Annotated in this window: 9 protein-coding genes; 5 read left to right on the forward strand and 4 right to left on the reverse strand. The window is 36.0% G+C overall.

Annotation, left to right across the window (positions count from 1 at the left end; all coding sequences use genetic code 11):
* Positions 1–255: 255 nt before the first annotated feature.
* From aroA to aroF, 3 genes are read right to left on the reverse strand one after another with little or no spacing between them, the layout of a single operon-like run.
* Positions 256–1,584, reverse strand: a complete 1,329-nt coding sequence (aroA, locus tag G634_RS0116930; RefSeq protein WP_051234235.1) for a 3-phosphoshikimate 1-carboxyvinyltransferase — start codon at positions 1,582–1,584, stop codon at positions 256–258.
* A 34-nt stretch (positions 1,585–1,618) separates the two neighbouring features.
* A complete protein-coding gene (locus G634_RS0116935) occupies positions 1,619–2,719 on the reverse strand; it encodes a prephenate dehydrogenase (protein WP_026506264.1) in 1,101 nt (366 codons plus the stop codon).
* Positions 2,720–2,721: 2 nt separating this feature from the next.
* Positions 2,722–3,738 carry a 3-deoxy-7-phosphoheptulonate synthase gene (gene aroF / locus G634_RS0116940; RefSeq protein ID WP_026506265.1) on the reverse strand — a complete coding sequence of 339 codons (1,017 nt, stop codon included), beginning with the start codon at positions 3,736–3,738 and terminating at the stop codon, positions 2,722–2,724.
* A 231-nt stretch (positions 3,739–3,969) separates the two neighbouring features.
* Between aroF and G634_RS0116945 the strand changes: the two genes are divergently transcribed.
* The 5 genes from G634_RS0116945 to G634_RS0116965 all read left to right on the forward strand — a co-directional run bounded on the left by G634_RS0116945 (position 3,970) and on the right by G634_RS0116965 (position 11,401).
* Positions 3,970–6,060: an elongation factor G gene (locus G634_RS0116945; RefSeq protein WP_026506266.1), complete on the forward strand. Its 2,091-nt coding sequence runs from the start codon at positions 3,970–3,972 to the stop codon at positions 6,058–6,060.
* 189 nt (positions 6,061–6,249) lie between these two features.
* On the forward strand, positions 6,250–7,128 hold the full coding sequence (locus tag G634_RS0116950; protein ID WP_026506267.1) for a class I tRNA ligase family protein: 879 nt from the start codon (positions 6,250–6,252) through the stop codon (positions 7,126–7,128).
* A gap of 131 nt (positions 7,129–7,259) precedes the next feature.
* Entirely contained in the window at positions 7,260–7,949 is a 690-nt protein-coding gene (locus tag G634_RS0116955; RefSeq protein WP_026506268.1) for a GntR family transcriptional regulator, read from the forward strand.
* Between the two features lie 25 nt (positions 7,950–7,974).
* Positions 7,975–9,177: an NADP-dependent isocitrate dehydrogenase gene (locus G634_RS0116960; RefSeq protein ID WP_026506269.1), complete on the forward strand. Its 1,203-nt coding sequence runs from the start codon at positions 7,975–7,977 to the stop codon at positions 9,175–9,177.
* Between the two features lie 187 nt (positions 9,178–9,364).
* A complete protein-coding gene (locus G634_RS0116965; protein ID WP_026506270.1) occupies positions 9,365–11,401 on the forward strand; it encodes a methyl-accepting chemotaxis protein in 2,037 nt (678 codons plus the stop codon).
* Positions 11,402–11,452: 51 nt separating this feature from the next.
* On the opposite strand, the gene G634_RS0116970 is transcribed toward G634_RS0116965, so the two are convergent.
* Positions 11,453–13,453 (reverse strand): ABC-F family ATP-binding cassette domain-containing protein, encoded by a 2,001-nt coding sequence (locus tag G634_RS0116970; protein WP_026506271.1) that lies wholly within the window; start codon positions 13,451–13,453, stop codon positions 11,453–11,455.
* Positions 13,454–13,729 lie beyond the last annotated feature (276 nt).

Raw genomic sequence — 13,729 nt, forward strand, 5'->3', positions numbered from 1 at the left:
TGCTGGCTTGTAATATTTCATGAGCAGAACTGTATATAAACGTTGGTCTGGGGTTTAAAGGCATAAATAATGCCTTTAAATCTGCCTACGGCAGACGACATAATTTAAAAGTGTTTAAATTATGCCGCATTTACTTAGGTTCTGTATTTTAGAACCTTATGTACCATTACGTTTATAATCAAGCGAAAGCGTGTCTGCGACGAAATATACAAACAGCAAAACGGATTACATAGAACAATAACCTATAGATTTTTATCACTTTGATAGTCTCTTTAAATCTTGGAAGAATGACGGATAAGAAATATTGACGCATTTTTCATCATCAATTGTTGTTTCTCCATCAGCAATTAATGCTGCAACTGCCATAGACATTGCCAGTCTATGGTCTCCATAGGTTTTAATCTCTGCACCATGAAGTGGTTTGCCACCGTGGATAATCATTCCATCATCGGTTGGTGTTATATCAACGCCCATTTTAGAAAGGTTCTCGCATACAGTGGCGATTCTATTAGATTCCTTAACTTTAAGTTCTGCAGCGTCGCTGATAATAGTAGTACAGCTTGCGGTTGCGCATAATACAGCAAGTATTGGAAGTTCGTCAATAAGTGTTGGAATCATTCTTCCTCGAATTTCGAATATGCCGTTATTATTTCCATGGAGAGTGGAATGTCGTACTAATAAATCTGCTTTTGGTTCCATTTCTGTGTTCTGATTAATCAATTCAATATCTGCACCCATTTGATGAAGAGCGGAGAGTATACCTGCTCTTGTAGGGTTGATTCCAACATTATGAATAAGAACTTCTGATCCAGGAACCAGAATTGCAGCAGCAATAAAGTATGCTGCAGAGGAAATATCTCCAGGAACGTTTATTTTTTTGCCGTGAAGAGGCATTCCTGGGTGTAGAACAGCAGCAACCTCGCCCATTCTACCGCCTTCTGTATGAATATCAGCTCCAAGTGACCTTAACATAATTTCTGTATGATCACGGGAAAGTGAAGGTTCATATACTACAGTGTCACTATTGGCATAAAGACCTGCAAGAAGAATGCAAGACTTTACCTGCGCAGAAGAGACAGGAGAATGATAGCTTATTCCTCTTAGGTTTTTCCCTTCTATGAACAGCGGGCATTTTCCGTTATTGTTAACGCTTTTAACATCGCCTCCCATGAGAGTCAAAGGCTTGATAATTCTATCCATTGGTCTTGTTTCAATGGAGGCATCTCCAGTGATATCACATGAAAATTTTTGGGCAGCTAGCACTCCTGTAAGAAGTCTTGTTGTAGTTCCGCTGTTACCTGTATAGAGGATTCCTTCTGGTTTGGAAAGACCATGAAGTCCTTTTCCGTGAACTGTAATAGTCGGAACACCGTTTGTAGGGCGCATACTTTTTTCAATCTGAATGCCCAGTTTTTGGAAGCAGCTAATAGTGGATAGGCAGTCTGCGCCTTCCAAAAAACCGGTTATTTCAGATGTTCCTTCAGCTAGAGCTGTAAACATTACGCTTCGATGAGAGATGGATTTGTCGCCGGGAACGAATGTTTCACCTTTTAAAGGTTGATTTAGTTTGGATAAAGAAATCATATTGCGAACTCCTGTTTGCTTATGAGTGTTTTTGTTAGTTTTGACTTACTACTAAAAAATTGTGTGATTTTAAAAGTGCACTGGCTTCAAGCTGACCTTTCTCATTTTCAAATTCAATTCTAAGAGTGCCGCTTTCAAATTCGCGGTTATGTCTGATTTCGACATTTTTTATATTGATGTTGTGAGCAGCAAGAAGTGTAACAACAGCAGCTAACATGCCTGGATGATCTTCAATGTCAACATGCAGAGTATAGACTTTTTTGATAGGACCGGCTGAAGTGTTCTGAAAAGACTCTCTATAGCTTCTGGCTTTACTAAAAAAATCTATTATATCATTCTGCTTATGCTCATTTATACAATCACGTATTGTAGTTAGCGATTCTATATATTTGTCCAATAAAAGAGTGATATTTTCGGAGTTGGTAAGGCATATCTGCTGCCACATAATGGGTGAGGAAGAGGATATGCGTGTAATATCTTTGAATCCTCCTGCTGCGACCATTTTCATAAGACCATTTTCCATGTCACTGTCTTTTACCAGATTAACTAACGATGCGGATACCACATGAGGAAGATGTGAAATGGCAGCAACAATGTAGTCGTGTTCTTTTGCATCTACTATTAGAGGTATCGCACCAATAAGTTTCACAAGGTTATAATAATCTTTTATCCTTTCCTCAGTACTTAATGGGGTACGAGTAAGAATATAATAAGCATTTTCAAGGAGCGAAGCTTTAGAATTTGTATATCCGATTCTTTCGCTTCCTGCCATAGGGTGACCACCTATGAATTGATTTTCAAGTCCAAGTTTTTTAATGTGGTTATGTATATCTGATTTAACTGAACCTATATCTGTCAAAGTTGTATGCTCTGATAAGAAAGGTTTAATCTTTTCCAGATAAGAAATATTAACAGATACAGGTGCACACAAAAAAATATAGTCACAATCGGATATTTCTTTTCCAATTGCAAGATAGTAGTTATCAATTATCCCGTCATTAAGTGCTTGTTCTAAAGAGTCTTTGTTAGTATCATAAGCTAATATTTGTATCTTGGGACAAGCAGTTTTGAGTGCCTTGGCAATTGAACCGCCTATAAGACCAAGACCTAAAAAAAAGCAGGTTAGTTTTTTCATTTTTAAAGTTTTCTTCCAGCAAGGTCACAATAAGGTTTAAGAGTTTCCATAAGGTCATTAAATCTTTCAAAAGTAAGCGACTGAGCTCCATCTGACAGTGCATGAGCAGGATCATTATGAACTTCAATTTCGAGACCGTCTGCGCCGCAGGCACTTGCAGCAAGAGCCATAGGCTTTATGTACTTGTAATTACCAGTTGCATGGCTTGGGTCGATTATGATTGGAAGATGTGTGTGTTCGCGAAGAACAGGGACAGCAGACAAATCAAGTGTATTTCTAGTATCTGTTCCATAGGTTCTTATTCCTCGCTCGCATAAAATAACATTCAGATTACCTTCTGACATAATATATTCAGCTGCATTTAACCATTCATCGATAGTTGCGCACATTCCTCGTTTCAATAAAACAGGTTTATTGGTTCTGCCAACTTCTTTGAGAAGTTCAAAGTTCTGCATATTTCTTGCACCGATTTGTAGAATATCGACATAATCTACAGCGGCTTCTATTGAAGCGGTGCTGATAACTTCTGTTACTGTAGCAAGTCCAGTTTCATCGCTTGCAGCCTTGAGCATCTTTAATCCTTCAATGCCAAGTCCCTGAAAAGAATAAGGTGAGGTTCGAGGTTTATAGGCTCCACCTCTAAGAATAGTAGCACCGGCTTTTTTTACAGCAATTGCTGTTGACATGAGCTGATCTAAAGATTCAACAGCACATGGACCTGCCATTACTGTAAAAGTATTTTTTCCAATAGAAACGTTGTCGTTTATTTTGATAGTAGTTTCTTCTGGATGAAACTGAATATTTGCTAGCTTATATGATTCAGAAACTGGAACAATCTTCTCAACATCTGGAAGTGCTAAAAGGTTATCCGTTGTGATTTTGGATTTATCACCTACAATACCCACTATTGTAAGTTCTGTTCCTTTTGAGATATGAACATTTAATCCTTTACTTTCAATATAATCAGATACTGCATTTATACTAGATTGTGCAGCTCCTCTTTTCATAACTATAATCATTTTATTAAGTCTCCCATAAACTAGTTTGAATAGGCTTGAATTTTCCTATAAGGCCAAATATAAATACTACTACACTATAACACATTAAAGTGCGAAAATCAATGTAAAAATAGTACATATCAGTTGAAAATCTTACCCTATTCATTGTACAATATAAACAGGTGCTTGGGGGAGCTTTTTTCTTAATCCCACAAATTTATCTAAATAAAATCATATACTGGAGGACAAGACATGAACGTTTATACAACTGATAAGATCCGTAACGTAGTATTACTTGGTCATGGCAGCAGCGGTAAGACGTCACTTGCAGAGGCTATGTGCTATCTGGCAGGAGTTACTTCCAGATTAGGTACTGTTGATGCAGGAAATACCGTTAGTGATTTTGATAAGGAAGAACAGAAAAGGAAGATTTCTATCAGTACTTCGACAATTCCGTTAGAATGGCAGGAATGTAAAATCAACATTTTAGATGCTCCAGGTTCTTTTGATTTTGTCGGAGAAGTTGAAGAAGCAATAAGTGTTGCTGATGGAGCCATAATTGTTGTATCAGGTAAAAATGGAATAGAAGTCGGAACAAAAAAAGCCTGGGATTTGTGTGAAAAGTATAATCTTCCAAGGATGATATATGTGTCTGACATGGATATCGATGAAGTATCCTATCGTCAGGTAGTCGAAGAATTGGTTGATTTATACGGCAAAAAAATTGCTCCATTCAATCTTCCTATTCGTGAAAATGAAGAATTTGTGGGTTATGTAAATGTTATTCAGGAAAAAGGTTTTAGGTGGGTTAACAAAGACGCTGAGGAATGTGAAGTTCCTGATTATAACAAAGAATATCTTGCTCAGTATCGTGACACGCTGATGGAGGCTGTAGCTGAGACAAGTGAATCAATGATGGAACGCTATTTTAATGGCGAGACATTCTCTGAAGCTGAGATTCGTTCAGCACTTCGCGCTAATGTTTGTGATGGCAGTATAGTTCCTGTGGAAATGGGTTCTTCAATCGTTTGCAGAGGAGTATATACACTGATGGATGATATAGTAAAATATATGCCTTCTCCTGAAAATCGTAAGATGAGTGGTATAGATATGAGAACAAATGAAATATTCGATGCAGACTTTGATTTTTCAAAGCCAAAAACAGCGTTTGTTTTCAAAACTGTTGTTGATCCGTTTATTGGAAAATATTCCCTTATTAAGGTGCGTTCGGGTGTTTTCAAAACAGATGATGTAGTGTATGACACTAATCAGGACAAGGAACTCAAAATAGGTAAGATTTATCTTTTGAGAGGAAATAAATCCTGTGAAGTATCAGAAGTTCATGCTGGAGATTTGTGTGCACTTCAAAAGCTAGATTTAAAGACAGGTGATTCAATTGCTACAAAGGCTAATCCGGTACAGTATGCTCGTATGAATTTGTCAACTCCGTATACCAGCATGCGTTATAAACCTAAGAATAAAGCTGATATTGACAAGATTGCTCAGTCGCTTGCAAAACTACAGGCAGAAGATCCTACGATGAAGGTGGTATCTGATTCAGCTAATCATCAGTCTCTTATTTATGCGATGGGTGATTTGCAGATTGAAGTTATTGCTAGTAAGCTTCTTAATGAATACAATGTTGAGATTGAGCTTAAGAAACCAAAGGTTGCATTTCGTGAGACTTTGAAGAAAAAGTCTGATACTGAGTATAAATATAAGAAGCAGACAGGCGGTCATGGCCAGTATGGGCATGTAAAGATGCGATTTGAGTCTCTTGGCGATTTGTCGAAACCTTATGAGTTTACAGAAGAAGTTGTTGGAGGAGCAGTTCCTAAGAATTTCTTCCCAGCAGTTGAAAAAGGAATTGCAGAGTCAGTTCTTAAAGGACCTCTTGCAGGGTATCCTGTAGTTGGTGTTAAGGCTATTTTGTATGATGGTTCTTATCATCCGGTAGATTCTTCTGAAATGGCATTCAAAGTTGCCGCTTCCAATGCTTTTAAAGATGGATTTATGAAAGCTGAACCAATTCTTCTTGAGCCAATAGCTACTCTTAAAGTTACTGTACCAGAGGAAAAAACAGGTGATGTTATGGGGGATCTTAACAAGAGAAGAGGAAGAGTCCTATCCATGAACCCTGTTGATGGTGATAAGGAGGTTATTGAGGCTGATATTCCTGAGCGAGAATTATATGGATATGGAACTACACTTCGTTCTATGACTGGAGGGGCAGGAGAATTTGAGTTTTCCTTTGCGAGATATGAACAGTGTCCTCAGGAGATTCAGCAAAAGGAAGTTGAGGCATATGCAGCTAAAGTAAAAGATGACGATGCAGAATCCTAAGAATTTGCAAGGCTACTATTTATAGAAGCTTGTAAGTAACTATTAAGTTTTATTCCGGCTGAGTGCATTAGTGCACCCTAGCCGGATTTTGCTTTAGAAAGCAAAATGTATTAAAATTATTGTTATTGCTTTTTTTGAGATTAAAAAACGGCAAATAGTAAAAAATATAAGGTATTTAAGAGGAAAAATATGTCAGTTACTAATGAAGAAGTTGAGCCATATAATCCGGCAGAAATTGAGGATAAATGGAAAAAAATCAAAGATGAAAGTTCAATTAGTTTTAATAAGTACTGGGAAGAGATTGTAGGAAAGTATACAGTTTCTAATGGAATGTATTTTGATTATGGAAGAGATTGTATTTTACTATATGTTATGTTCATGATTCCTTCAGAGCCTGATTTGAGATTTGGAGATGATCAGGCGGATTCTGTGTATCATTTTTTAATGAGAGTATGGAGACTTGGAAATCATTTATCAAAGTTCTTTGAGGATAAAGAATTAAATCCTAATTTTGATAAAACTATAAATGATGACCTTTTTTATCTATATCAAAAACTATTGAAAGCTAAAGAAGAGAAAAAGTATCATAACATAGTTTCTCTTTTTATGTCAGGCATAAGGAAACTTGAAAAAGATGCAGGTTTTACTGATCACAAGGGCTGCCATGCACTTTCCTTGGAAAAAGAAAATGCAGACGATAAAAGAGAATTGAAACTAAAAAAACTCCTTGAACTGTTTTCTGTTTATTTGTATTTGTTAGCTGAATTTGCTCCATTTATTTGTCAGGAATTATGGGGGAGACTCTTTGGTAATAAAAGTATTTTTTCTTTTAAAATGCCGGAAATTGCCCTTGAAAATAATGTTACAATGACAAAATATATTTTACAGGTTAATGGTAAAACAAGGTGCAGTATTTTTTGCGATATTTCGTTATCAAAAGAAGAAATAATTAGTAAAGCCTATGATAGTCTTAAGGGTAGAGAACATATGAATAATCCTTTAGATAAATTTAGGATTATATTTGTATCAGGTGAATTGATTAATTTTGTCTTGAAAGAGGATAAATAATCTCCTTGACACATATTGTATGATTGCATACAATGATACACATACAGTGCTTTAATACGTCAAAGTGATGCAGATAATTGGTAAAATAAAAATATTTGCTTTTGTTAAGCTGTGTGGGGAGAACAATGGAGATGGAAGAAAAAGATATTGAAGGCAGTGACATTTATTCTTTACGGGCACGCGTTTTTCACAGAATTCGTGAAAATATCTTAAATGGCTATTACAAAAATAATGAAGAGCTTAGAGAAGTTGCTATTGGGAAAGAGCTCGGAGTTTCAAGAACACCAGTTAGAGAAGCATTAAGACAGCTTGAACTAGAGGGACTTGTGAAGATAATACCTAATCGAGGTGCATATGTTAACAGCATAAGTGCAAGTGATGTTAGGGATATTTATATCATAAGGTCAAGGCTTGAGGGGCTGTGTGCTTTTTGGGCATGCAAGAATATAACTAAAAAGCAAATTGAAGAAATGGAAGAAGCGGTATATCTTGCTTCTTTTTATTCACAGAAAGGTCAGACGAGTCAGCGCCCTGTTTGTGATAACCGATTTCATACCATTTTATATGAATCTTGTCATTCTAAAATACTCGAACATACGTTGAAAGATTATCACAACTATGTTTGGAGAATAAGGCAGAAAAGTTTAAATTCAGAACGCGGGGTGGAATCTGACAAAGAGCATGAGGGAATTTTGAATGCTATAAAGAATAAAGATGAAATGCTTGCAGAAAAACTTGCTACAGAACATGTTCTTAATGCATATAAGAATATTGAAAAAAACAATATGTTCAATATCTATAATGATTTAACAGAAAAATGATATTTTGTGAGAAAGGAATAATACTATGTCAAAAATTGCAATGACTACTCCTATCGTAGAGATGGATGGAGATGAGATGACAAGAATTTTGTGGAAGCTCATTAAAGAAAATCTTATCGAGCCTTTTGTTGATTTAAAGACTGAGTACTATGATTTGGGACTTAAGCACAGAGATGAAACAGATGATCAGGTTACAGTTGATAGTGCAAATGCAACTTTGAAGTATGGTGTTGCTGTAAAATGTGCAACTATTACACCTAATGCCGACAGAGTTAAAGAATATAATCTAAAAAAGATGTATAAGAGTCCGAATGGTACAATCAGAGCAATTCTTGATGGTACTGTATTCAGAACTCCTATAATGGTAAAAGGAATCGAGCCATGTGTAAGAAACTGGGAGAAACCAATTACACTTGCTCGTCATGCATATGGGGATGTGTATAAAAATGTTGAAATTCGTGTCCCTTCTGAAGGAAAGGCAGAACTTCTTTTTACAGGAAAAGATGGACAGGAAATAAGACAGACAATTTATGAGTTTGAAGGTCCTGGTGTTCTTCAGGGAATGCACAATAAAGATAAGTCTATTGATAGTTTTGCACATAGTTGCTTCGAGTATGCACTTGATATGAAAATGGATTTGTGGTTTGCTACTAAAGATACTATCAGCAAAGTTTATGATGCAAAGTTCAGAGAAGTGTTCGATAAAGTGTTTGAAAATGAGTATAAGGAAAAGTTTGAAAAGGCTGGAATTACCTATTTCTATACGTTGATTGATGATGCTGTTGCCAGAGTAATGAAGTCAAAGGGAGGATTTATCTGGGCCTGCAAGAATTACGATGGTGATGTTATGAGCGATATGGTATCATCAGCGTTTGGTTCACTGGCAATGATGACTTCTGTTTTGGTATCTCCAAGTGGAGTATATGAATATGAGGCAGCACATGGGACTGTACAACGCCATTACTACAAGTATTTGAAGGGTGAAACAACATCTACCAATCCTGTTGCAACAATTTTTGCATGGACAGGTGCGCTTAGAAAGCGTGGAGAGCTTGATTCTAATAAAGAACTGTCTTTGTTTGCTGACAAACTTGAAAAGGCAACTCTTTCAACTATTGAGTCTGGTAAAATGACAGGCGACCTTGCGCTTATTACATCTCTTGAGAACGTAACAAAGCTAAATACTGAAGAATTTATACTTGCAATCAGAGAAAATCTTGAAAAATAATCTATTTTTATTTTTGATAAGAGTATGAAAATGTAAGTTTTTGATATTGATTATATTAGTATTTTAAAATGGCGGAAATTTAATTAAACTTTTGTTGAGTTTTGTTAAATTTCCGCTAATTTTATGAGTTTTTTGTCCGATATTTTTTATGTATGGTAGAGATTTCTTTCATCAAGGAGGGACAAAAATGTCGAGTGAAAAAGATGTATCACAGGGAAGTTCAAACAAAAAAGTTAAAAGAAGTATAAGTACTGTATTATTGTCAATTTTATTGCCTGTTACAGTATTAGGAATTGCCTTTATTATTATGTTTTTGACTTTTCAGGCTAAGGATATTATAGTAAAGCAGGCTAAAGAGGATTTAACAAATGAGACTAGAGCCAATGCCAATACATTTGGTCTTCAAGTCATGGACATCATAGGAAAAGCGGAAGAGGCGACAACTGTTCTTGAAACAATGACTTTTGATGACAATAAAGAAATTCAGAATCTTCTTGAACACACAATGCATTATTCTGAAAAAGCAAGTGGTGGGATGTATATTGGATGGGAAGATGATGATTATATATTTGCTGACGGTCATCGTCAGGATGATATTGGTTGGCTTCCTACTGAACGAGGCTGGTTTAAAGAAGGAAAGAATTATACTGTTATGACTACGACAGCTCCGTATGTAGATGCGACGACCAATAATCTTTGTGTTACATTTTGCCGTAAATGTGATACCAAAGATGGTCGTAAGGGTGTTGTTGGTATAGATTTATACCTTGATGGTCTCGCCAAGGTAAATGCAGAACTCAAACCTCTTGGAACCGGAAATTCGGCAGTTATCTCAGGTGATATGATAATATCACATACTGATACTACATTAGATGGAAAAAAGATATCTGAAACTAGCAATGATTATTTGAAATCTGTCAAATCATATGTAGATTCTGGTAATTCAGAAGTGGCTGTTCTCAAAAATAATAGCGGATCAAATAATTACGTAGCATATTGTAAGATTCCTGGAACTGATTGGATTTTGATTTCGTCAGTAAGAGAAGCATCTATTCTTGCAGACCTTAATAGCTTTCAGTTTGTATGTATGTTAATTATGATTGTTATGACTGTATTGATTGGTGCTATCATTCTCATATCCATTAATAAGATTGTTAAAAAGCCTGTTCAGGAACTTTCTAGGAATATTGTTAAAATTTCCGGAGGAGATTTTACTGTTAAATTGCCAAAAGGAAATGGAGATGAAATTGGACTTATCCGAGATGAAATGCGTGATTACATCGAGATTATGAGTAATACAATTGATGATATTCAAAGTACTGCAGGTCATCTTCTTGGTGAAGCTAGAGCTAGTAGTGACGCATCAAAGGTGATGAGTGATGAAACTAAAGAACAGTCAAGTAATATGTCTCAGATTAGAGAAGCAATGGATGGTATGACGAGTGCAGTTACCGAACTTGCAAATAATGCTACCGAACTTGCGGGTGCAGTGAGCGATTTAACGGATAAAGGCAAAGTTACAAATGATATTATGTCAAATCTTATTGATTCTGCAGTTTCTGGTAAGAAAGACATGAGTGAAGTTAAGAATAATATGACTGGCATTGTTGAATCGATGACTGATATGAATGATGTGGTAATTGAAGTTGGAGATTCTGCACAAAAGATAACTGGAATTATCAGTATGATTAATTCTATTGCTCAGCAGACCAATCTTTTGTCACTTAATGCTTCAATAGAGGCTGCAAGAGCAGGCGAAGCTGGAAAAGGCTTTGCGGTTGTGGCAGGTGAAATTGCAAAACTTGCATCCGACAGTGGTGAAGCTACAAAAGAAATTGATGCTATTATTACTGATATTACAGCGCAAATTAATTCTTTGTCAGATAAATCGCAGAAAAATATGGATTCTATATCGCAAAGCAGTGAAGCGGTTACTGTGGCAGAGAAGACATTTGATACTATATATAGTGAACTTACAAATACTGGTAATACAATGAATGAAATGATTAAGATGATGTCTAATGTTGACGGAATCGCATCTTCCGTAGCAGCTATTTCACAGCAGCAGTCAGCAAGTTCTGAAGAAATATCAGCTACAGTTGAATCTCTTGTAGATAGTGCTAACAGAATTGCTGAAAATAGTGCAGCAGTTGACAGCTCTGCAGGAACAGTATCACAGTCTGCAGAGACTATAAGTGAAGCTCTTAGTATATTTAAGATTTGATATAAAGAAAATGCTCCATGGCGTTTAGTCATGGAGCATTTTTTTTCAGAATTATTCTTCTGCAAGTTCCGCCCAAGTATCATATAATTCCTCAAGCTTTGCCTGAATTTTTTCCTGCTCATCTGTTCGTTTTCTTAATTCAGCAAGATTGGAAGCAATTTCAGGCCGTGAAATTTCATTGTTTATTTCATCATTTCTTGCTTCAAGTTTGCTAATTTCTTCTTCACAGGCCTTCTGAGCTTTTTCTTTTTTCTTTTTTAAAGCCTGAGCAGCTTTTTGAGCTTTCCAGTCGGCTTGTGAACTTATGGACTTTGTCTCTTCGTTAAACTGATAACTGTTAGCATGCATGGTGCCTTGTTTGTTGGAAGAATCTTCGCCCATTAGAACTCCTGAGCATGCAGAAGTTGCTGTCGCAAGGTTTGCATTATTTAAAAGGTTATTCATTCTTTCTGGTTGATGTTCTAGGTAGTAATCATAATCACCAAGATAATTCATTAGAACACCGTGTGTTAAATCTAGAATTCTAGTTGCAGTTCTATTTATGAAATATCTATCATGACTGACATAAAGAACGGTACCTTCATAGCCGTTTAGTGCACTTTCAAGAACCTCTTTACTTGTAATATCCAAGTGGTTTGTAGGCTCATCAAGGAGCAGAAAGTTTGACTGTGACAACATTAGTTTTGCAAGGGACATACGACCTTTTTCACCACCAGAAAGGTCTCCGATTCTTTTGAATACGTCATCTCCTGTAAACAAAAATGCTGCAAGAGTATTTCTTATTTGAGTATTTGATAAATCCGGGTACTCATCAGATATTTCCTCAAATAAAGTCTTGTCGTCGTGTAAAACGTGGTGTTCCTGGTCGTAGTAGCCAAGATTAACTTTTGTTCCTAAGGTTATTTTTCCGCTATCAGCTGGAATTATGCCATTAATTATTTTTAACATTGTTGTTTTACCGGTTCCATTATCACCGATGATTGCAACACGTTCTCCTCTTTTTATATCAAAAGAAATGTCTTTGAAAAGAGTTGCACTTTCAAAAGATTTCGAAAGGTTTTCTATATGCAAAACATCATTTCCTGATACGCAAGATGGAACAAGCTTTATTTTCATTTCGTCATCGATGGTGGAAGGCTTTTCAAGACGTTCAATTTTGTCGAGCATCTTTTCTCTGCTTTCAGCTCGTTTGATCGATTTTTCACGATTAAAGCTTCTTAGCTTATCTATGACCTCTTGCTGATGTTTCAATTCCTGTTGCTGATTAATATAGGCATGCCATGCAATTGCACGTCTTTTTTCTTTTTCTTTTGCATAAAAAGAGTAATTACCATTATATGTATCAGCCTTCATTTGATCAATTTCAATAATTTTGCCGGCAATTCTATCAAGGAAAAAGCGATCGTGAGATACTACAAGAACAGCTCCTTTATAGTTTAGTAAATAGTTTTCAAGCCAGCTTATGGAATTCATATCAAGATGGTTGGTAGGCTCGTCAAGGATGATTAAATCAGGTTGTTGTAATAAGAGTTTTCCAAGAGCAACTCTTGTTTTCTGTCCTCCTGAAAGAGAACCAATCTGTTTTGAAAATTCTTCGTCTGTAAAGCCAAGACCTCTAGCAACTCCTGATACTTCACTTTGCCAGGCATAACCGTCTTGTAATTGAAACTGATGAGTCATTGAAGTGTACTTGTTCATCAAATCTGTAAGTTCATCGCCTTGCAGAACTTTCATTTGTTCTTCGGCTTCTCTGATTTTTAGCTCCAGGTCTATAATATCTTTTTTTACAAGCTTAAGTTCTTCATATATTGTATTGCTAGAATCAATATTCTGATTTTGAGCAAGATATCCAAAAGTTGTATCTTTGGCAAAAGTAACTTCGCCATCGTCAGCTGATAATTGTCCTATTATTATTTTTAACAGAGTGGATTTCCCAGCTCCATTAATACCAACAATTGCAGCTTTTTCGTTGGCTTCTATATGAAAAGAAGCATTTTTTAAAATATCTTTTCCATCAAATGATTTGCATATATTGTGACAGGATAATAACATCTCGACCTGCTTTCTTAAGGGGATTACTTATTTTTTATCTGAGCATGAAAATATGACTTCTTGCTGAGATTTAGGATAATCATCAGCAAGAATCCTGCTTCGCAGGACAAAATTTGTCTTGGCGACAAATTTTGGTCTGGTACGGTTCTTGATTTTTCTGATGAAAACAAGAACCTATGCCTATTCGTTTTTAACCGAACTATTCAAAATTATATTATAAAAGACATGAGTAAACAAGTCATAGGTTTTTGGATTTTTGTTTTTGGTGTGATGATT

The sequence above is a fragment of the Butyrivibrio sp. NC3005 genome, from assembly GCF_000424545.1.
Lineage (GTDB): Bacteria > Bacillota > Clostridia > Lachnospirales > Lachnospiraceae > Butyrivibrio.